Below are 17,101 nucleotides of genomic sequence, written 5' to 3'. Positions count from 1 at the left end.
AGGAGTGAGTGGGGATGGCAGAATTAAAGCTTGAACATATAAAGAAGAAATATGATAACGGTCCGACAGTTGTACATGACTTCAATCTTGAAATCCATGATGGTGAATTCATCGTGCTGGTCGGCCCCTCCGGGTGCGGCAAGTCGACGACGCTGCGGATGATTGCAGGACTTGAGGAGATTACAGATGGTGCTTTCTATATCGATGACAAGAAGATGAATGATGTGGAGCCGAAGAACAGGGACATCGCTATGGTATTCCAGAACTATGCACTCTATCCGCATATGAGTGTATATGACAACATGGCATTTGGTCTGAAGCTGCGGAAGACGCCAAAACGGGAAATAAAACAGCGTGTTGAAAACGCAGCGGAAATTCTGGGGCTGACAGACTTTCTGAACCGTAAGCCGAAAGCGCTATCCGGTGGCCAGCGGCAGCGTGTGGCACTTGGCCGTGCCATCGTCAGGGATGCAGGCGTCTTTCTTATGGATGAGCCGCTGTCGAACCTGGATGCCAAATTGAGGGTCCAGATGCGTGCGGAAATTACCAAGCTGCACAAGCGTCTGAAAACCACGACGGTCTACGTTACGCATGACCAGACGGAAGCACTGACCATGGCGACACGCATTGTCATACTCAACAAGGGTGATATAATGCAGGTCGGTACACCGAAGGAAGTCTATGATTTTCCTGAGAATGTTTTCGTTGCCCAGTTCATCGGTGCACCTGCGATGAATGTTTTTAATGGAGAAATCAAAAATGGAGAACTGGTCATTGGCGATTCCACTATGAAAATTCCTGAAGCAAAACGTCGGATGCTGATCAACCAGGGCTATGACAATCAGCCGATCAAATTCGGCATCCGTCCCGAAGACGTTCGGGAAGAAGCCGTTTTTGTCGAGTCGGAACTCGCTTCAGCATTCAATGCAGAGGTGAAAGTAAGTGAACTGCTCGGTTCCGAAATCATGCTGTATTCCGAGCTTGAAGGGCAGGAATTCATTTCCCGGGTGGATGCACGGAACCAGCTGGATCCGGGAGACGTCATAAAATTTGCATTCGATATGAACAAAGGGCATTTCTTCGACAGCGAAACGGAAAAGCGGATCGTCACAAGAGAAGAGCGCATGCGAGAACAGGAAAGACTCGAGCAGGATGCACCAGACGTCATCAAATCATAGAGCGAGCAGCCTGTCCCTATAGGGCAGGCTGCATTTTTTGGTTTTCGGTATTGTTGCATGGTATTATGATATAGTAAAAAAGAGGTGAACGGCATGGTGGAATTCGATCACATCATACATTATGTAAAACAGCTGGATACAGTGGAGGCGGAAGGTGTATTGCCCATCCATTCCGGAGGGCGGCACGAACGACTGGGTACGGAGAACCTGCTGTCGTATTTTGACCTGAGATACATCGAATATCTGGGCATCTATGACGAGGCGATCTTCAATCAGCATCTGCAGGAGTCGGTGGATTCATTTGCCAGAACCATTGATGTAATGGGGTATGAGGAGGGATTCATCCGCTATGCTCTTGCTACGGATGAAATTCACCAATTGGCGGATCGATATCGTGCACAGGGCTTCACACCGATTGGTCCAGTGGATATGGAGCGCAAAGCGGGGACGGAAACCATCCGCTGGAAGCTCCTCTATATTGAAGATGATTCGGAAATATTTCCGTTCTTCATCCAGTGGGAAGAATCCAAAATGCAGCGGCTGGCCCGGATCAGGCAGCTGAGAGGGGATCTTTTGAGCCCACAGATGAATATCCATCACGAAGTTCGGAGCAGAAAGGTATGGGAAGCCTTTTTTGATGTCATCGGCATATGGGAAGGCGAAGTTGATCCGCACACCACCATCACCCTTTCTGAAAATAAAACTCCATCCATCACTCTGGAAGTGGAAATGGATGGAGAGCCGGTCATATACAAAGGTGCTGTCTACAAGTTTATATAGACGATCAGAGCGAGTTGGATGAAGGCTGAAAGTGCTGTGATGACACTGAGAATGATCAGAGACTTTGAACCTCTGACGAGTATATAAGCTATGCTCAACATGATGGTGATGACGCTGAGGATTATTCTGACGCTCATCAGGGCAATAAGTTCACCGCTCTCATATTGTCCGAGCTGTATTATGCTGACGATATTGATAAGCAGAAGAAAGATCAAAATACCTTGTCTCATGATAGGACCACCTTTCATGAGACAATTATATCAGATTTTATTTGAATGGAGACCAATATGCTTAAATTGTTGAACCTGACAGAAGATGAACATGATCAATTTGTAGAGAGCCATCCGCATGGCGATCTGCTGCAGCTGACCGACTGGGCGGGATCCAAGCGTCTTACCGGTTGGTACTCGAGGCGTCTGGCGGTTGGTGATGATGGCGGGGAAGTGCTTGGCGTCGGGCTTCTGCTCTTCAAAAGGGTGCCAAGACTTCAACATACGCTATGCTACATATCGAGAGGATTCGTATGCGACTATAAGAATCGGGAACTAGTGGATTTCATGCTGGATGAAGCATTGCAGATTGCCAGGGATGAGAAGGCGTATGCCATCAAGATAGATCCGGATCTGCCTCTTGAAGCACATCCTGATACGATAGAATATCTCAAGTCGATCGGCTTCAGACATCGTGGTCTGAAAGATGGCATGAGCAAGGACAATATACAGCCTCGCCAGACAATGGTGGCTGCGATCGATAAAAGCGACGAGGACCTGCTTCAGAGTTATGATCGAAATAACCGGACCACAGTCCGCAATGCACTCCGCCGGGGTACGGAGGTCTATAGGGCGTCGCGTGGAGATCTGCCGACATTTGTCAAGCTCATGAAGGAGACCGGACAGCGGGATGGTTTCCTGACGAGGGACATCACCTACTTTGAATCTCTCTATGATAATCTCCATGATAACGGACATATGGAACTGTTTCTGGTGAAGCTGATTCCGGAGAAGGCTGCTGCAGCGATTGAAGAAGATCTGCAGAAGGTGCACAAAGAGCTGGCAAAGGCTGAGAAGAAGAAGGAAGGCACTAAAAAGGAGAATCAGCTCCGGGATATCGGCAACAGAAAGCAGAAGCTCGAAAAGCAGCAGCAGGAAACCGACGAGCTGAAGAAGGATCATCCTGAAGGTGTCATCCTGTCGGGCGCACTGCTTGCCCAGTCCGGACATAAGTCCTATTACCTGTACGGCGCCTCTTCTGACCTCTACAGGGAGTATCTTCCGAATCACCACATGCAGTATGAAATGATGAAATATGCGCGCGATAATGGCGCGAAGACATATGATTTCGGTGGTGTCAGTGCAGCGCCACCGAAAGACTCGCCGCATTTCGGGCTATGGCAGTTCAAGAAGATGTGGGGAACAGAAGTGAGCGAAAAGGTTGGAGAGTTCGACTATATCATCCATCGGCCATTGTATACATTGGCTGAAATGGGTGTGCCGATATTCCAAAAAGGCAAGGTGAAGCTCAACCAGACCTTGAAATCCATCAAAGACCGACGATAAGCCATGTATTATAAAAGAGGAGCTGGGACAAAAGTTTCGATCAGATGATGCATGTCATGAAATATAAATATAATCCGTACGTTCGACTCCTTGGGAAATAGCATCAGCGTAAGACTACAGGCTTACGCGATGCCCCAGGAAAGCTAGCGTACGGATTATTTGTGATGAAGATATTTATGTCCCAGCCCCTCTTTTTGACCGGCTATAGGAAATAGGGCCGTGTAATGATGATGAGCAGTATGAAGATCAGAGACATTATCGACATGAGCAGCAGCGTGATGGACAGTGCAAGATGGATATTGCTGTTTTCATAAAGGTTCGGTTCGGAGTTTGTTGCCCTCCAGCCCGCTGTAAGTGAAATCAGGCTCAGCAGCGCCCATACGTATATATTGAAGAATATGACACCATCATTGATGATGTAGTTTATAAAGAACATGATTTGCATGAGGATGAGCAGAATCAGTATGACGCGTCTCAAGTTTCCACCTCTTTCCCTGTTACTGCGTCAGCAGCATGATGATGAGGACGGCGGAGATCATGAGTGTGAAGGCGTGTATCATGAATAGACGCGAACGGTCCCCTTTAGCTTCCTTGAAGCCGGTGATTTCAACTGATAGGAACAGGCAGACGGCGAGTGCAAATACAAGTACGCCATCCGGGTTCTGGGCATTGAGGGCAGTGGCCGTCATTATCAGCATGAATGCGATACCGGCGATGAGCCTTAAAATATCGAGTGTCCGGTTTCTTACAAAAAGTATGGTTGCTGCCCCGATAACCAGATACAGAAGCAGCATAAGTATGGTCAGAATCATGAGAAATTCCTCCTTTTCCTGAAGTATTGGAAAATGAAGTAGGTGGACAGCAGCGTTGCAGCTGCTCCGAACAGGAAGGGCAGTCCCGAAGTCAGGACGAACAGTATATTGAAGACGACCGGTCCGAAAATTCTCCCCAGACTGTCCAGGGAGTATGTAGTGGCGGTCATGCGTCCCATTTCATCGCTGTGTGCCTCTTTGGTGATCTGGGAAGTGAGCAGCGTTTTGACGAGCGCATTTCCTGTCATGAGGAGAACGATGCACACCCCTGCGTATAGCAGACTCGACATGAACGGCAGCAGAATGAAGGCGGTCAAAGTCAGAATCTGGCCGGCAAGCATGACAGGATACTCCTGGCCATCTTTAAGACGGCCGATGAATCCACCCTGGACTGCAGCATTGAATATGCCACCTACTACAAACAGTGCGCCCATCTGGGCAGGTGTAATATCGATCCGATCGATGCCGAGCAGCTGGAATGTGCTTTCCATGCCACTCATGGTGAACATGACAAAGAACGTACAGATGAGCAGGATGCCGACGGGTTTCAGGAAGTACTCGCTTGGCAGTGTAATCTCCTTGCCGGCCCGATTCCCGGGACGATAGGTCTCCTTGATTTTGAACATGCTGAACAGCAGTGCACCGACGATGACAAGGGTGGTCATGTAGTATGCGAAGCTCAGACTGATCTGGGTGAGCAGGCCGCCTATCCCTGGTCCGAAAATGAAACCGAGACCGATGGACATTCCGATGAGTCCCATGAACCGTGTCCGCTCTTCCCGTGTGGTCAGATCGGCCACCATGCTGGTAGTTGCCGTGTAGAGTGCGCCCGAAGCGGCGCCCCCAATCAGCCGGCTCAGATAAAGTACCCACAGGACGTCGATGAACATGCCGAACAGGAGAAAGCTGAAGCTGAATGCCAATAGACCGTACAGCAGAATCGGACGACGTCCATAACGGTCGCTCAGTCTACCGAAGAAAGGTGCCGAGAGGAAGCTGGCAATGGAGTAGACAGCCAGCAGCCAGCCCATGTGCATTGTGGATACACCGAGCTCGGTAACAAGCTCCGGGATGACGGGGATGATCATGCTGAAGCCGAAATATATGAGAAATTGTATGATCATAATGAACAGGATCATTTTTTTCATGGTAGGCACTTCCTATTGATTATTTCTGATTTCCTTTTTTATCTGTGCAATCTCCGTCTCTATCTGAACAAGGCGCTCTTCCATTTTTGATGTACTGTTGCCGGTGGATTCCAGCTTTTCCAGATCGCCCTGAATCCGTATATACTCATTTTTAAGTTCCTCGAGTCTATAGTTCAAATCCATTACTTTCACCACCTTGAATTATAGTTGTATCATATCATAATGCAATTGATATTAGGGGAAACACTGATGACATTCTAACGATAATTGAAGTAGAATGATAGTGACTGGAGGGACTTGCATGCACACTTTTGAGATATATGAGGAATACTATGACTGGACATCGCTCGAGGGAAGTTCCGATGCACAGATCCACCTGCTTGAATATGGAGGCGAAGACCCGCCCAACATGTACCAGCCGAAGGAACCACTGGTGGCAAAATCCTATGGCGATGATCCAAGAAGGACCCGCAGGGAATACAAAAGACTGCTATGGATGGAAATGAATGGGGTGGGAGGTGTACCGAAACCGGTTACTTTATATGAGGAAAATGGAGCGTGGATGTTTTATCTGGCGCTTCCGGGTATTGATGCAGCAGCATTTCTGCAGCGGCAGCAGCCGGAAGTGATTATTTCCACCATGCGTCAGATCGGAAGATACTTGAGCTTCCTGCATAGGCAGAACATCGATAAATGCCCATTCATATATTCGGAAGATGATATCCATACAGATCCGGTCTTCACCCACGGAGACTTCACCCTTTCCAATGTCATTATCAATGAGAACTATATCACCGGCAGTGTGGATCTTGGAAATGTGGGCGTAAGAGACCGGTACTTCGATCTTGCAGCCATGACACTTGATATAAGAAATGTACTGGGCAACCAGTATGTGGGACACTTCCACGAAGGATACCGTATTAAGAATCACCTCGATGCAGGGAAGCTGGCCCAATTCATACAGGCTGTGGAAGTATAAAAAGGCGCGACCCGACGGGTCGCGCCTTTTTTCGGTCGCTCTCAGTTTTTACTACAGCAATCTATTCGCTTGTCCCTTCCTCCGAATCACTGCTCGGATTCTCTTCCACAACCTCATCTACTTCCGGCATTTCTGAAGTATCGTCACTTCCTCCTGAAGATTCCGTGGTTGCCTCTTCACTGGATTCAGCGGGCTCTTCCGTAGTTCCTTCCTCTGAGGTGCTGGTCGGGTTCTCTTCCACTACTTCGTCCACTTCAGGCATTTCGGATGTATCTTCGCTGCCGTCTGAAGATTCCGTGGTTGCCTCTTCACTGGATTCAGCAGGCTCTTCCGTAGTTCCTTCCTCTGAAGTGTTGACTGGATTCTCCTCTACAACTTCATCCGCTTCCGGCATCTCGGATGTGTCTTCGCTCACTTCACCCTCTCCACATGCGGTCATCGCAAGTGATGCCGAAAGGAGGATACCTGCCATCATATATTTATTTTTCATAGTTTTTCCTCCCGTTCATTATTCAATTATTATAATTTTCCCGCACGCTGAATGCTTCAAACGTTTCGGAAGTGTTCTCGAATGATATTGCGTTTTTCATCACATGGGCGTAAACTGATTTAGATAATAAAGTCGAGGAGGTGTCACATGTCGAGCAATGTAGCAAAACGCTGGCTGTTCTACGTAATAGGACTGATCATACTTGCACTTGGCATATCACTGACCATCAAAGGGCGGCTTCTCGGTCTGGGTTCATGGGACGTGCTGCACTATGGCCTGTGGCAGACCTTTGGTCTGACAATCGGAAGCTGGGCGATCATTGCCGGTGCCTCCATCGTTCTGGTCACTACTATCTTTACCCGCCGTCTTCCTAAAGCAGGAGTATACATCAATATGGTGGCGGTCGGACTGTTCATTGATGTATTCAACTGGCTTATCCCGGAATTTGAAGGCTGGTCCCAGCATATCATCGTTTTTGCAATCGGCCTTTTTGTCATGGCTTTTGGCGTCGCCTTCTATATCACTCCGAATCTTGGAGCCGGACCGCGGGATACACTGATGCTGCTGCTGGTTGAAAAGTTCGGATTGAAAATATCGATGGCAAGGAATATCATGGAGCTGGGTGCTGCTGTGGCAGGATTCCTGCTTGGCGGACCGGTATTCATCGGTACGCTCATCATCATTCTGTCTCTGGGTAAACTTATCGAAATATGGCTGCCCCTCACTCGCCGTCTGCTCGTCGGATTTCTCGGTGGGGAAGATAAGGAAATCATCAAGATAATATAGTATCAAACAAACTGATCAAAGAATGGAGTAGGTTATGAAAAAGTTTTTTGACTTCGAAGGAAATGGCACAAGCTACCGGCGTGAAATAATCGGGGGATTGACCACTTTCCTCTCCATGGCATACATACTCGCCGTCAACCCATCCATATTATCCCTGCAGGGTGTAGAAGGGATACCTGAAACGATGCGCATGGATATGGACGCAGTCTTTGTTGCCACAGCACTTGCAGCATTCATCGGCTGTCTGGTGATGGGGCTATATGCAAAATATCCGATTGCGCTTGCGCCGGGAATGGGTCTGAATGCGTTCTTCGCTTTCACCGTCATCCTGACAATGGGCATCCCTTGGCAGACTGCACTGACAGGCGTTCTATTTTCCGGAGTGATCTTTGCGCTGCTGACCATCAGTGGTGTGAGGGAGTACATCATCAACTCCATTCCGATGGAAATGAAAATGGCAGTCAGCGCCGGTATCGGCTTCTTCATCACGTTCGTAGGGCTGCAGGGTGCCGGCATCATTGTAACGGACGAATCGACGCTGGTCGGCCTTGGTGTGATTCACGATCCGACTGTACTTCTTGCTGTGGCAGGTCTGGTCATCACCGTCATCCTGATGGCAAGAAGAGTGCCGGGCGCGATATTCTTCGGTATGATCATCACTGCAATCATCGGTCTTATTTTCGGGCTTGTGCCGCTTCCTGAGAGCTTCATCGGTTCGGTTCCAAGCATAGAACCGACATTTGGTGCGGCATTCGAAGCATTTGCGAATCCAGCTGAAATATTCAATATCCAGTTTCTGATCGTTGTACTGACTTTCCTGTTTGTCGATTTCTTCGATACTGCAGGTACACTGGTCGGTGTAGCGAGCCAGGCGAATATGATCAAGGACAACAAGCTGCCGAGGGGCGGACGCGCACTGCTGTCCGACTCGATTGCAACAATCGCCGGTGCCATCTTCGGTACTTCGACGACAACGTCGTATGTCGAATCCACAGCGGGCGTGGCAGCAGGGGCAAGAACAGGCTTTGCAAGTGTCATCACCGGTGTACTGTTCCTTCTGGCCATCTTCCTGTCTCCACTCATCGTCACTTTCACTTCCGAAGTGACAGCACCTGCACTGATCATCGTCGGCGCACTCATGGTCTCAAATCTGTCCAAAGTGAGATGGGACCAGTTTGAAGTCGCAGTTCCGGCATTCCTGACCATGTTCATGATGCCGTTAACCTATAGTATCGCTACCGGCATCGCCATCGGTTTTGTCTTCTACCCCATCACCATGATCATGGCCGGCAGAAGAAAAGAGATTCATCCGATCATGTATGGTCTGTTTGTGATTTTCATACTTTATTTTATATTTATGACTGAATAGACATTGTAATTTGTAACTGAATACTGTATAATTGGGCAGCGTATTGGCAGTCCGGTTGAAAAAGAGTGAAAAAATCTTGAGTTATCTATTGATTTTTTCGCTCTTTTCGTGTAATATATCTAACGTTGGACTGAAATGGACGTGATATGTCCATGTTAAAGAACACACCGCCTTACATAAGAAGGCGCGCGTTTTCTGAATCGATGAAGCGAGAGGTTACTGACACGCCCGGCCGCTTTGCCATGGCAGCGTGCAAGAGAATTTTCGTGGAGAAGTCTATCAATCAATGATGACGACCAAAAGGAGGTTAAATAATGGCAAAACAAAAAATTCGTATTCGTTTGAAAGCGTACGACCACAGAGTGCTGGATCAGTCAGCAGAGAAGATTGTTGAAACAGCGAAGCGTTCGGGTGCAGATGTTTCCGGACCGATTCCACTTCCAACTGAGAAGACTGTATACACAATCATCCGTGCGGTACACAAGTACAAAGACTCCCGTGAGCAGTTTGAGCAGCGTACACACAAACGTCTTATCGACATTGCAAACCCTACACCGAAAACGGTAGATGCCCTGATGGGACTCAACCTGCCATCTGGTGTGGACATCGAAATCAAATTATAAAATATAGCAGGAGGTGCGACTTTCGATGACCAAAGGAATCTTAGGTAGAAAAGTGGGAATGACTCAAGTTTTCGGAGAAAACGGCGAGCTTATTCCAGTAACTGTAGTTGAAGCAGCAGGCAACGTAGTGCTGCAGAAGAAAACGGAAGAAACTGATGGGTACAGTGCAGTACAAATCGGTTTCGACGACAAGCGTGAGTTCTTCGCAGGTGCGAGAACAAACAAATATGCAAACAAGGCTGAAACTGGACATGCTAAAGCATCCGGCAAAGCTCCTAAGCGCTTCGTACGCGAATTCAAAAATCTCGCAGCAGATGAATTCGAAGTCGGTCAAGAAGTCACTGTAGATACATTTGCGGCAGGCGACTTGGTAGACGTGACAGCAACATCCAAAGGTAAAGGTTTCCAGGGTGCAATCAAGCGTCACAACCAGAGCCGCGGACCTATGTCCCACGGTTCCCGCTACCACAGAAGACCTGGTTCAATGGGACAGGGTGCCGACCCATCACGCGTATTCAAAGGCAAAGCATTGCCAGGACGCATGGGCGGAGAAACTGTTACACTGCAGAATCTTGAAATCGTCAAAGTGGACGCAGAACGCAACGTCATCCTTGTAAAAGGCAACGTACCTGGTCCACGTAAAGGATACGTAAAAATCGCAACAGCAATCAAAAAAGGTGTTAAATAAATAGTAATTTAGGAAGGGAGGATTTAACACAATGGCAAGCGTAGATGTATTAACTAAAGAAGGAAGCAAAGTTAATTCTATAGAACTCAACCAGGATATTTTCGGCATTGAGCCGAACCAACATGTGCTTTTTGAAGCAGTGAACCTGCAGCGTGCGTCACTTCGCCGCGGTACCCACTCAGTCAAGAACCGTTCCGCAGTCAGCGGTGGTGGTAAGAAACCATTCAGACAAAAAGGAACAGGTAATGCACGTCAAGGTACGATCCGTGCACCTCACTACCGTGGAGGTGGAGTAGTATTCGGCCCTACGCCAAGAAGCTACTCTTACAAAATGCCTAGAAAAATGCGTCGTCTGGCTCTTCGCTCAGCACTGTCCGCAAAAGTTAATGAAGAAGCATTGACTGTTGTTGACAGCCTGTCACTTGAAACGCCGAAGACAAAAGACTTCACAGCAATTCTTGAAAATCTGAACGCAAACAGAAAAGTACTGCTTGTACTTGAAGGCGAAGATGTAAATGTCGAACTTTCATCCCGTAACCTGCAAGGTGTTACAGTGTTGACACCAGAGCAGCTCAACGTACTCGACATCCTTTCTGCAGACCGTGTTATTTTCACTGAAGGTGCTATCAATAAAGCAGAGGAGGTGCTTCTGTAATGGATGCACGCGATATCATTAAACGCCCGGTAATCACTGAGCGTTCTGCTGACTTGATGTCCATGGACAAATACACATTTGACGTGGATGTAAAAGCAAACAAAACACAAGTTAAATATGCAGTTGAAAAGATCTTTGACGTCAAAGTCGACAAAGTGAACATAATGAACTACAAGCCGAAGAAGAAACGTATGGGACGTTACAGCGGCTATACAAGAAAAAGAAGAAAAGCAATCGTGACACTTAAAGAAGGTACTATCGAAATATTCTAATCAACAATTACCAATAAGGAGGTAAAACGAGATGGCGATTAAAAAATATAAGCCGACCACCAACGCTCGTCGTAATATGACTGGCTCCGACTTCGCTGAGATCACATCAACGACGCCGGAACGGTCACTATTACAGCCGCTGCCGAAAAAAGCGGGACGTAACAACCAAGGTAGAATCACAGTACGTCACAAAGGTGGCGGACACAAACGTCAATACAGAGTAATCGACTTCAAACGTATCAAAGATGGCGTACCAGGTCGTGTAACTCAGATTGAATATGATCCAAACCGTTCAGCGAACATCGCGCTGGTTGTATATGCAGATGGTGAGAAAAGCTACATCATTGCACCTAAAGGTGTAACAGTAGGACACGAAATCATGAGTGGCCCGGAAGCGGACATCAAAGTTGGTAACGCACTGGCACTTACTGATATTCCTGTAGGTACAACAATCCACAATATCGAACTTAAACCAGGCAGAGGCGGCCAGCTGGTGAGATCAGCCGGTGCAAGTGCCCAGGTTCTCGGTAAGGAAGGTAAATATGTTCTTGTCAGACTCCGTTCTGGTGAAGTACGCATGATCCTTGCAACTTGCCGCGCAACTGTCGGTTCTGTCGGTAACGAACAGCACGAACTGATCAACATCGGTAAGGCGGGTCGTTCAAGATGGAAGAGACAACGCCCTACAGTTCGTGGTTCCGTCATGAACCCTAACGATCACCCACACGGTGGTGGTGAAGGCCGTGCGCCAATCGGACGTCCGTCACCAATGTCTCCTTGGGGTAAACCAACCCTCGGTAAGAAGACACGTAAAGGCAAAAATCGTTCTGATAAGCTCATCGTAAGAGGACGTAAGAAGAAGAAATAATGAAACCAAAGTAGTGTGCGGATTCTACATCCGCACGCATTATTGGAAGGAGGCGCCAAAATGGCTCGCAGTCTTAAAAAAGGACCTTTTGTTGACGATCACCTCATGAACAAGGTGGAAAAACTCAACGAAGATAACAAAAAAAGTGTAATCAAAACATGGTCACGCCGCTCTACAATCTTCCCTAACTTCATCGGTCATACAATCGCTGTATATGATGGACGCAAACATGTACCGGTATATGTAACTGAAGATATGGTCGGTCACAAGCTTGGAGAATTCGCTCCAACGAGAACGTTCAAAGGCCACGGAAACGACGACAAGAAAACAAGACGATAAGGTATAAGACGGAATAAAGGAGGAACGAAAGATGCAAGCGAAAGCAGTTGCAAAAACAGTTAGAATTGCTCCCCGCAAAGCGAGAATGGTTCTTGACCTCATTCGCGGTAAAGAAGTCGGAGAAGCGATCGCAATTCTTAAACTAACAAACAAAAGAACTTCGCCGGTAGTTGAAAAGCTGCTCAAATCAGCAGTAGCCAATGCTGAGCACAACTACGACATGGATATCGACAGCCTATATGTTTCTGAAGCATATGCCAACGAAGGTCCAACATTGAAACGTTTCCGTCCACGTGCACAAGGCCGTGCGACAAAGATCAACAAACGTACTAGTCATATCACTATTGTTGTTTCAGAACCTTCAACTGAAGAAGTTCAGGAAACAGAAGAAACAAAAGTAGAAGAGAACGCATAACAACCACAAGGAGGGAATTAATTTGGGTCAGAAGATAAATCCTATTGGGCTTCGTACTGGTATCATCCGTGATTGGGAGGCTAAGTGGTACGCAGAGAAAGACTTTGCAGACCTGCTGCACGAAGACCTTAAAATTCGTGAATATATCGAAAATAATCTTAAAGATGCAGCTGTTTCAAAAGTTGAAATTGAACGCGCTGCAAACCGTGTAAACATTGCGCTTCACACTGGCAAACCTGGTATGGTGATCGGTAAAGGCGGTAGCGAGATCGACAAGCTGCGTACTGCACTGACAAATATCACAGGCAAGAAAATCCACATTAATGTTGTTGAAGTCAAGAAAGTTGATATGGATGCGAAGCTGGTTGCTGAAAACATTGCACGCCAACTTGAAAACCGTGTATCTTTCCGTAGAGCACAAAAACAAGTACTACAAAGAGCGATGAAAGCTGGAGCTAAAGGTATTAAAACACAAGTTTCAGGTCGTCTCGGTGGCGCAGATATCGCACGTTCTGAAGGATACAGCGAAGGAACAGTTCCACTGCATACTCTTCGTGCAGACATAGACTATGCACATGAAGAGGCAGATACAACATACGGTAAACTCGGTGTTAAAGTATGGATCTACCGTGGAGAAGTTCTTCCTGTCAAGAATGACAAAAAGTAAAGGAGGAAAATAACAATGCTATTACCTAAAAGAGTAAAATACCGTCGTCAACATCGTCCGGATACTAAAGGACGCGCAAAAGGCGGAACTGAAGTAAGTTTCGGTGAATACGGACTGCAGGCAACAACGACAGCCTGGGTCACTTCCAGACAGATTGAAGCTGCGCGTATCGCAATGACGCGTTATATGAAGCGTGGCGGTAAAGTATGGATCAGTATTTTCCCGCATACACCTTATACTAAAAAACCATTGGAAGTACGTATGGGTTCCGGTAAAGGTGCTGTAGAAGGCTGGATGGCAGTAGTTAAGCCTGGCCGTATTATGTTCGAAGTTTCGGGTGTCCCAGAAGAGGTAGCTAGAGAAGCACTTCGTCTCGCGAGCCACAAACTTCCAGTAAAAACCAAGATTGTTAAACGTGAAGAATTAGGTGGTGATACGAATGAAAGCTAATGAAATCCGTGATCTGACAACTTCCGAAATTGAAAATAACGTCAAAGAACTGAAGGAAGAGCTCTTCAACCTACGCTTTCAACTAGCTACTGGTCAGCTAGAGAACACTGCTCGTATCAAAGAGGTTAGAAAAACTATCGCTAGAATGAAAACAACTATCCGCGCGAGAGAGCTCGACGAAGCGAAAGCAAGCCAATAATATTAAAGGGAGGCTCATATAGTGGAAGGTAAAAACGAACGTAAAGTTTACCAAGGTCGCGTAGTGTCCGACAAGATGGACAAAACGATCACAGTAGTCGTTGAAACACAGAAAAGACATCCGATCATTGGCAAACGTGTCAAATACTCTAAAAAATACAAAGCGCATGATGAGCACAACGCTGCAAAAACTGGTGACGTAGTAAGAATCGAAGAAACACGTCCACTATCAGCAACTAAACGTTTCCGTCTCGTGGAAATCGTTGTTGAAGCAGTAGTCATCTAAACTATCGAGGATAAAGGAGGTCTATTCGCATGATCCAACAGGAAACCCGCTTAAAAGTGGCAGATAACTCAGGTGCACGTGAAGTGCTGACTATCAAGGTCTTGGGTGGAACAGGTCGCAAGACTGCAAATATTGGCGATGTCATCGTTGCAACTGTAAAAAATGCAACACCTGGTGGCGTTGTTAAAAAAGGTGAAGTAGTAAGAGCTGTAATTGTTAGAACTAAATCTGGTGTACGCCGTGAAGATGGTTCCTATATCAAATTCGATGAGAACGCATGCGTGATCATCCGTGATGATAAAGGTCCACGAGGTACTCGTATCTTCGGTCCAGTAGCACGTGAACTCCGTGAAGGCAACTTCATGAAGATCGTTTCACTTGCGCCAGAAGTACTTTAATCGACATTTAAACAAGGAGGTGCGATTCCCATGCACGTAAGATCTGGAGACAAAGTCGTTGTAATCAGCGGTAAAGATAAAGGCAAAGAGGGCACTGTACTTAAGTCAATCCCTGCTAAAAACCGTGTCATCGTCGAAGGCGTCAATATGATGAAGAAACATCTTAAACCTTCACAGATGAACCCTGAAGGCGGCATCCTCGAAACAGAGGCGGCTATCCACGTATCCAACGTTATGCACGTTGACCCTGAATCAGGCGAACGCACTCGCATCCGTCATGAAGTTAAAGAAGACGGAACTAAAGTGAGAGTAGCTGTAAAATCAGGAAAAGAAATTCCGACTGTAAAATACGAAAAAAATTAATTAGTAATGGAAGGAGGTCCATCCAATGGCACGTTTGAAAGAAAAATACAATGAACAGATTAAAAACGAACTTGTTGGCAAATTCAACTATTCTTCTGTAATGGAAGTACCAAAAATCGAGAAGATTGTTGTAAACATGGGTGTTGGTGATGCAGTTCAGAACTCTAAAGTACTCGATACAGCAGTAGAAGAACTACAGGCAATTACAGGTCAGAAGCCGGTAATCACCAAAGCTAAAAAATCCATCGCAACTTTCCGCCTGCGTGAAGGTATGCCAATCGGAGCTAAAGTTACACTTCGTGGAGAAAGAATGTATGATTTCCTGGATAAACTGATTTCAGTATCCCTCCCACGTGTAAGAGACTTCAGAGGTATTTCCAAAAAAGCGTTTGATGGACGCGGCAACTACACACTCGGTGTTAAAGAACAGCTTATCTTCCCTGAAATCGACTACGATAAAGTATCCAAAGTAAGAGGTATGGATATTGTTGTCGTTACAACAGCGAACACAGACGAAGAAGCCCGTGAGCTGCTTACACAGTTCGGTATGCCATTTCAAAAGTAAGCTATAAGGAGGCGAAATTGTGGCTAAAAAATCAATGATTGCTAAACAGCAAAAGAAACAGAAGTTTGAAGTTAGAGAATACACACGCTGCGAACGTTGCGGAAGACCACATTCAGTCATTCGCAAATTCAAGCTCTGCCGTATATGTTTCCGTGAACTTGCTTACAAAGGTCAGATTCCTGGTGTCAAAAAAGCAAGCTGGTAATCGCCATAAATTGAAAGGAGGCAATTAGTAATGACAATCTCAGATCCAATTGCAGATATGCTGACTCGCATCAGAAATGCGAATATCGTGAGACATGAAACACTTGAAATCCCTGCATCCAATATCAAAAAGGAAATTGCAGAGATTCTTAAATCAGAAGGTTTTATTAAAAACGTAGAATATATCGAAGACGACAAGCAAGGAGTCATCCGTGTATTCCTCAAATATGGTAGCAAGAACGAAAGAGTTATCACTGGATTGAAACGTATCTCAAAGCCTGGTCTTAGAGTATACGCTCAAAGAGAAGAGCTTCCAAAAGTCCTTAATGGTCTTGGCGTTGCACTGATCTCAACATCCGAAGGTGTGCTTACAGATAAAGAAGCACGCAAAAGAAATATCGGCGGGGAAGTTCTCGCATACGTTTGGTAATCAATTAACAGGAGGTGCAAATAAATGAGCCGTGTAGGTAAACGTATTATTGAAATACCAAGTGATGTTACAGTTGACATCAATGGATCTACTGTTACTGTTAAAGGTCCCAAAGGTGAACTTGTTAACACATTTAACGAAGAAATGACTTACGAAATGGAAGACAATACACTACAGGTCGTAAGACCAAGTGATTCCAAAGAACACCGTACAAATCATGGTACAACACGTGCCCTGATCAACAACATGGTCGTTGGAGTATCACAAGGATTCTCTAAAGAACTTGAGCTTGTCGGTGTCGGTTACCGTGCGCAGATGCAAGGCAGCAAACTGGTACTCAGTGTTGGGCTTTCTCACCCGGTTGAATTCGAACCTTCCGAGGATCTTTCCATTTCAGTGGATGGCAATACGAACGTCAAGGTTGAAGGCATCAACAAAGAAAGCGTTGGCGCTCTTGCTTCCAAAATCCGTGCCGTACGTCCACCTGAACCTTACAAAGGAAAAGGGATCCGCTACAAAGGCGAACTTGTACGCCGTAAAGAAGGAAAAACTGGTAAATAATCTATAAAGTGAGGAGTGAAC

Annotated in this window: 29 protein-coding genes; 23 read left to right on the top strand and 6 right to left on the bottom strand. The window is 46.4% G+C overall.

All coding sequences use genetic code 11. The features are described from left to right. Nucleotides 1–14 precede the first annotated feature (14 nt). Together J4760_RS10420 and J4760_RS10415 are read left to right on the top strand one after the other, a co-directional pair. Nucleotides 15–1,178: an ABC transporter ATP-binding protein gene (locus J4760_RS10420; RefSeq protein WP_145287905.1), complete on the top strand. Its 1,164-nt coding sequence runs from the start codon at nt 15–17 to the stop codon at nt 1,176–1,178. 93 nt (nt 1,179–1,271) lie between these two features. Further along, on the top strand, nt 1,272–1,958 hold the full coding sequence (locus J4760_RS10415) for a VOC family protein (RefSeq protein WP_237605644.1): 687 nt from the start codon (nt 1,272–1,274) through the stop codon (nt 1,956–1,958). Here J4760_RS10415 and J4760_RS10410 read toward each other — a convergent pair. After that, nucleotides 1,943–2,188 carry a hypothetical protein gene (locus J4760_RS10410; RefSeq protein ID WP_145287915.1) on the bottom strand — a complete coding sequence of 82 codons (246 nt, stop codon included), beginning with the start codon at nt 2,186–2,188 and terminating at the stop codon, nt 1,943–1,945. The two genes, J4760_RS10415 and J4760_RS10410, sit on opposite strands and share 16 nt — an antisense overlap. Before the next feature lie 57 nt (nt 2,189–2,245). On the opposite strand from J4760_RS10410, the gene J4760_RS10405 reads away from it, so the two are divergent. Then, on the top strand, nt 2,246–3,514 hold the full coding sequence (locus J4760_RS10405; RefSeq protein WP_237605643.1) for a lipid II:glycine glycyltransferase FemX: 1,269 nt from the start codon (nt 2,246–2,248) through the stop codon (nt 3,512–3,514). A 202-nt stretch (nt 3,515–3,716) separates the two neighbouring features. Here J4760_RS10405 and J4760_RS10400 read toward each other — a convergent pair whose 3' ends face one another. From J4760_RS10400 to J4760_RS10385, 4 genes are read right to left on the bottom strand one after another with little or no spacing between them, the layout of a single operon-like run. Further along, nucleotides 3,717–3,992, bottom strand: a complete 276-nt coding sequence (locus tag J4760_RS10400; protein ID WP_145287920.1) for a hypothetical protein — start codon at nt 3,990–3,992, stop codon at nt 3,717–3,719. Nucleotides 3,993–4,011: 19 nt separating this feature from the next. Further along, nucleotides 4,012–4,326, bottom strand: a complete 315-nt coding sequence (mspA, locus tag J4760_RS10395; RefSeq protein ID WP_237605642.1) for a membrane stabilizing protein MspA — start codon at nt 4,324–4,326, stop codon at nt 4,012–4,014. Further along, on the bottom strand, nt 4,323–5,474 hold the full coding sequence (locus tag J4760_RS10390; RefSeq protein WP_237605641.1) for an MFS transporter: 1,152 nt from the start codon (nt 5,472–5,474) through the stop codon (nt 4,323–4,325). Before J4760_RS10390 ends, mspA begins: the two co-directional genes overlap by 4 nt. Nucleotides 5,475–5,486: 12 nt before the next feature. Beyond that, nucleotides 5,487–5,657: an SE1832 family protein gene (locus J4760_RS10385; protein WP_237605640.1), complete on the bottom strand. Its 171-nt coding sequence runs from the start codon at nt 5,655–5,657 to the stop codon at nt 5,487–5,489. Nucleotides 5,658–5,775: 118 nt separating this feature from the next. On the opposite strand from J4760_RS10385, the gene J4760_RS10380 reads away from it, so the two are divergent. Next, nucleotides 5,776–6,453 carry a phosphotransferase gene (locus J4760_RS10380; RefSeq protein ID WP_237605639.1) on the top strand — a complete coding sequence of 226 codons (678 nt, stop codon included), beginning with the start codon at nt 5,776–5,778 and terminating at the stop codon, nt 6,451–6,453. 61 nt (nt 6,454–6,514) lie between these two features. Here the strand turns inward: J4760_RS10380 and J4760_RS10375 are convergent, their stop codons facing one another. Then, nucleotides 6,515–6,943 carry a hypothetical protein gene (locus J4760_RS10375; protein WP_145287938.1) on the bottom strand — a complete coding sequence of 143 codons (429 nt, stop codon included), beginning with the start codon at nt 6,941–6,943 and terminating at the stop codon, nt 6,515–6,517. A 147-nt stretch (nt 6,944–7,090) separates the two neighbouring features. Between J4760_RS10375 and J4760_RS10370 the strand changes: the two genes are divergently transcribed. The 19 genes from J4760_RS10370 (at nt 7,091) to rplF (ending at nt 17,080) form a co-directional block, all read left to right on the top strand. Continuing rightward, the gene (locus J4760_RS10370; protein WP_237605638.1) at nt 7,091–7,729 is read left to right on the top strand and encodes a YczE/YyaS/YitT family protein; all 639 of its coding nucleotides are present in this window, start codon (nt 7,091–7,093) and stop codon (nt 7,727–7,729) included. Nucleotides 7,730–7,763: 34 nt separating this feature from the next. Beyond that, the gene (locus tag J4760_RS10365) at nt 7,764–9,098 is read left to right on the top strand and encodes an NCS2 family permease (protein ID WP_145287944.1); all 1,335 of its coding nucleotides are present in this window, start codon (nt 7,764–7,766) and stop codon (nt 9,096–9,098) included. 314 nt (nt 9,099–9,412) lie between these two features. Beyond that, the gene (gene rpsJ, locus J4760_RS10360; protein ID WP_145287947.1) at nt 9,413–9,721 is read left to right on the top strand and encodes a 30S ribosomal protein S10; all 309 of its coding nucleotides are present in this window, start codon (nt 9,413–9,415) and stop codon (nt 9,719–9,721) included. A gap of 25 nt (nt 9,722–9,746) precedes the next feature. Further along, entirely contained in the window at nt 9,747–10,409 is a 663-nt protein-coding gene (gene rplC / locus J4760_RS10355) for a 50S ribosomal protein L3 (RefSeq protein ID WP_145287949.1), read from the top strand. A 31-nt stretch (nt 10,410–10,440) separates the two neighbouring features. Continuing rightward, nucleotides 10,441–11,064 (top strand): 50S ribosomal protein L4, encoded by a 624-nt coding sequence (gene rplD, locus J4760_RS10350; protein WP_145287952.1) that lies wholly within the window; start codon nt 10,441–10,443, stop codon nt 11,062–11,064. Then, entirely contained in the window at nt 11,064–11,336 is a 273-nt protein-coding gene (gene rplW / locus J4760_RS10345) for a 50S ribosomal protein L23 (protein ID WP_160656949.1), read from the top strand. The genes rplD and rplW overlap by 1 nt, the downstream gene beginning before the upstream one ends. A gap of 31 nt (nt 11,337–11,367) precedes the next feature. After that, nucleotides 11,368–12,204, top strand: coding sequence for a 50S ribosomal protein L2 (rplB, locus tag J4760_RS10340; RefSeq protein ID WP_145287958.1), 837 nt, complete (start codon nt 11,368–11,370; stop codon nt 12,202–12,204). Nucleotides 12,205–12,264: 60 nt separating this feature from the next. Continuing rightward, the gene (gene rpsS, locus J4760_RS10335) at nt 12,265–12,543 is read left to right on the top strand and encodes a 30S ribosomal protein S19 (RefSeq protein WP_040105344.1); all 279 of its coding nucleotides are present in this window, start codon (nt 12,265–12,267) and stop codon (nt 12,541–12,543) included. A gap of 31 nt (nt 12,544–12,574) precedes the next feature. Further along, a complete protein-coding gene (rplV, locus tag J4760_RS10330; protein ID WP_145287961.1) occupies nt 12,575–12,958 on the top strand; it encodes a 50S ribosomal protein L22 in 384 nt (127 codons plus the stop codon). A 22-nt stretch (nt 12,959–12,980) separates the two neighbouring features. Beyond that, the gene (gene rpsC, locus J4760_RS10325; RefSeq protein ID WP_145287964.1) at nt 12,981–13,625 is read left to right on the top strand and encodes a 30S ribosomal protein S3; all 645 of its coding nucleotides are present in this window, start codon (nt 12,981–12,983) and stop codon (nt 13,623–13,625) included. Nucleotides 13,626–13,640: 15 nt separating this feature from the next. Next, nucleotides 13,641–14,075 carry a 50S ribosomal protein L16 gene (rplP, locus tag J4760_RS10320; protein ID WP_145287967.1) on the top strand — a complete coding sequence of 145 codons (435 nt, stop codon included), beginning with the start codon at nt 13,641–13,643 and terminating at the stop codon, nt 14,073–14,075. Continuing rightward, complete coding sequence (rpmC, locus tag J4760_RS10315) at nt 14,065–14,274, top strand: 50S ribosomal protein L29 (protein WP_145287970.1); 210 nt, start codon at nt 14,065–14,067, stop codon at nt 14,272–14,274. The genes rplP and rpmC overlap by 11 nt, the downstream gene beginning before the upstream one ends. Before the next feature lie 21 nt (nt 14,275–14,295). Further along, the gene (gene rpsQ, locus J4760_RS10310) at nt 14,296–14,559 is read left to right on the top strand and encodes a 30S ribosomal protein S17 (protein WP_237605637.1); all 264 of its coding nucleotides are present in this window, start codon (nt 14,296–14,298) and stop codon (nt 14,557–14,559) included. Between the two features lie 29 nt (nt 14,560–14,588). Then, entirely contained in the window at nt 14,589–14,957 is a 369-nt protein-coding gene (gene rplN, locus J4760_RS10305; RefSeq protein WP_145287975.1) for a 50S ribosomal protein L14, read from the top strand. Nucleotides 14,958–14,987: 30 nt separating this feature from the next. Then, nucleotides 14,988–15,320: a 50S ribosomal protein L24 gene (rplX, locus tag J4760_RS10300; RefSeq protein WP_145287978.1), complete on the top strand. Its 333-nt coding sequence runs from the start codon at nt 14,988–14,990 to the stop codon at nt 15,318–15,320. 25 nt (nt 15,321–15,345) lie between these two features. Then, nucleotides 15,346–15,885 (top strand): 50S ribosomal protein L5, encoded by a 540-nt coding sequence (rplE, locus tag J4760_RS10295; RefSeq protein WP_237605636.1) that lies wholly within the window; start codon nt 15,346–15,348, stop codon nt 15,883–15,885. A gap of 19 nt (nt 15,886–15,904) precedes the next feature. Then, the gene (locus J4760_RS10290; RefSeq protein ID WP_145287984.1) at nt 15,905–16,090 is read left to right on the top strand and encodes a type Z 30S ribosomal protein S14; all 186 of its coding nucleotides are present in this window, start codon (nt 15,905–15,907) and stop codon (nt 16,088–16,090) included. 30 nt (nt 16,091–16,120) lie between these two features. Beyond that, nucleotides 16,121–16,519 (top strand): 30S ribosomal protein S8, encoded by a 399-nt coding sequence (rpsH, locus tag J4760_RS10285; protein ID WP_145287987.1) that lies wholly within the window; start codon nt 16,121–16,123, stop codon nt 16,517–16,519. A 24-nt stretch (nt 16,520–16,543) separates the two neighbouring features. Then, complete coding sequence (gene rplF, locus J4760_RS10280; RefSeq protein WP_237605635.1) at nt 16,544–17,080, top strand: 50S ribosomal protein L6; 537 nt, start codon at nt 16,544–16,546, stop codon at nt 17,078–17,080. The last annotated feature ends 21 nt before the right edge of the window (nt 17,081–17,101 follow it).

Origin of the sequence: Salinicoccus sp. ID82-1 (assembly GCF_021991715.1) — a bacterium.
Lineage (GTDB): Bacteria > Bacillota > Bacilli > Staphylococcales > Salinicoccaceae > Salinicoccus > Salinicoccus cyprini.
The sequence above is the reverse complement of the archived record's forward strand: the minus strand, read 5'-3'. Positions and strand labels throughout refer to the sequence as shown.

Excerpts from the sequence above, each read along its gene's own strand:
- J4760_RS10420 (WP_145287905.1), top strand. The coding sequence starts at position 15 with ATGGCAGAATTAAAGCTTGAACATATAAAGAAGAAATATGATAACGGT.
- J4760_RS10415 (WP_237605644.1), top strand. The coding sequence starts at position 1,272 with ATGGTGGAATTCGATCACATCATACATTATGTAAAACAGCTGGATACA.
- J4760_RS10410 (WP_145287915.1), bottom strand. The coding sequence starts at position 2,188 with ATGAGACAAGGTATTTTGATCTTTCTTCTGCTTATCAATATCGTCAGC.
- J4760_RS10405 (WP_237605643.1), top strand. The coding sequence starts at position 2,246 with ATGCTTAAATTGTTGAACCTGACAGAAGATGAACATGATCAATTTGTA.
- mspA (WP_237605642.1), bottom strand. The coding sequence starts at position 4,326 with ATGATTCTGACCATACTTATGCTGCTTCTGTATCTGGTTATCGGGGCA.
- J4760_RS10390 (WP_237605641.1), bottom strand. The coding sequence starts at position 5,474 with ATGAAAAAAATGATCCTGTTCATTATGATCATACAATTTCTCATATAT.
- J4760_RS10385 (WP_237605640.1), bottom strand. The coding sequence starts at position 5,657 with ATGGATTTGAACTATAGACTCGAGGAACTTAAAAATGAGTATATACGG.
- J4760_RS10380 (WP_237605639.1), top strand. The coding sequence starts at position 5,776 with ATGCACACTTTTGAGATATATGAGGAATACTATGACTGGACATCGCTC.
- J4760_RS10375 (WP_145287938.1), bottom strand. The coding sequence starts at position 6,943 with ATGAAAAATAAATATATGATGGCAGGTATCCTCCTTTCGGCATCACTT.
- J4760_RS10370 (WP_237605638.1), top strand. The coding sequence starts at position 7,091 with ATGTCGAGCAATGTAGCAAAACGCTGGCTGTTCTACGTAATAGGACTG.
- J4760_RS10365 (WP_145287944.1), top strand. The coding sequence starts at position 7,764 with ATGAAAAAGTTTTTTGACTTCGAAGGAAATGGCACAAGCTACCGGCGT.
- rpsJ (WP_145287947.1), top strand. The coding sequence starts at position 9,413 with ATGGCAAAACAAAAAATTCGTATTCGTTTGAAAGCGTACGACCACAGA.
- rplC (WP_145287949.1), top strand. The coding sequence starts at position 9,747 with ATGACCAAAGGAATCTTAGGTAGAAAAGTGGGAATGACTCAAGTTTTC.
- rplD (WP_145287952.1), top strand. The coding sequence starts at position 10,441 with ATGGCAAGCGTAGATGTATTAACTAAAGAAGGAAGCAAAGTTAATTCT.
- rplW (WP_160656949.1), top strand. The coding sequence starts at position 11,064 with ATGGATGCACGCGATATCATTAAACGCCCGGTAATCACTGAGCGTTCT.
- rplB (WP_145287958.1), top strand. The coding sequence starts at position 11,368 with ATGGCGATTAAAAAATATAAGCCGACCACCAACGCTCGTCGTAATATG.
- rpsS (WP_040105344.1), top strand. The coding sequence starts at position 12,265 with ATGGCTCGCAGTCTTAAAAAAGGACCTTTTGTTGACGATCACCTCATG.
- rplV (WP_145287961.1), top strand. The coding sequence starts at position 12,575 with ATGCAAGCGAAAGCAGTTGCAAAAACAGTTAGAATTGCTCCCCGCAAA.
- rplP (WP_145287967.1), top strand. The coding sequence starts at position 13,641 with ATGCTATTACCTAAAAGAGTAAAATACCGTCGTCAACATCGTCCGGAT.
- rpmC (WP_145287970.1), top strand. The coding sequence starts at position 14,065 with ATGAAAGCTAATGAAATCCGTGATCTGACAACTTCCGAAATTGAAAAT.
- rplN (WP_145287975.1), top strand. The coding sequence starts at position 14,589 with ATGATCCAACAGGAAACCCGCTTAAAAGTGGCAGATAACTCAGGTGCA.
- rplX (WP_145287978.1), top strand. The coding sequence starts at position 14,988 with ATGCACGTAAGATCTGGAGACAAAGTCGTTGTAATCAGCGGTAAAGAT.
- rplE (WP_237605636.1), top strand. The coding sequence starts at position 15,346 with ATGGCACGTTTGAAAGAAAAATACAATGAACAGATTAAAAACGAACTT.
- rpsH (WP_145287987.1), top strand. The coding sequence starts at position 16,121 with ATGACAATCTCAGATCCAATTGCAGATATGCTGACTCGCATCAGAAAT.
- rplF (WP_237605635.1), top strand. The coding sequence starts at position 16,544 with ATGAGCCGTGTAGGTAAACGTATTATTGAAATACCAAGTGATGTTACA.